Source organism: Mesorhizobium sp. M4B.F.Ca.ET.143.01.1.1, assembly GCF_004792275.1.
GTDB lineage: Bacteria > Pseudomonadota > Alphaproteobacteria > Rhizobiales > Rhizobiaceae > Mesorhizobium > Mesorhizobium abyssinicae.
Genome location: NZ_SRSR01000218.1, coordinates 1 through 327, shown reverse-complemented (window position 1 = coordinate 327; position 327 = coordinate 1). Strand labels below are relative to the sequence as shown.

Here is a 327-nt window from a genome sequence, read left to right as displayed (position 1 = left end):
GATCATCTGGGTGATGACGCAAGGCGGGCCGGCGAACTCGACCGACATTCTGGTCACGCATCTCTACAAGCTCGCCTTCCGCATCGGTAAGCTGGGCGAGGCTTCCGCCGTGTCGCTGGTGATGTTCGCGATCCTGCTCGTCTTCACCATGACCTATGTGCGGCTCGCCATGCGGGAGCGGCGCGCATGACGCCGAAGCTGAAGCGCACCGTCATCGCCTGGCTGCTGCTGGCTCCCTTGATCGTCGTGACGATTTTTCCTTTCGCGGTGATGTTCCTCACCGCCGTCAAGCCGCGCACCGAGGTGCTGACGCCCACCTGGTGGCCG

2 pseudogenes are annotated in these 327 nt (G+C 63.6%); both read left to right on the top strand.

Annotated features, from left to right (window positions below):
* Positions 1-190: pseudogene (locus tag EN786_RS36715) on the top strand (sugar ABC transporter permease); the annotation flags it as partial.
* A pseudogene (locus tag EN786_RS36710) lies at positions 187-327 on the top strand (carbohydrate ABC transporter permease); the annotation flags it as partial. The pseudogenes EN786_RS36715 and EN786_RS36710, both read left to right, overlap by 4 nt.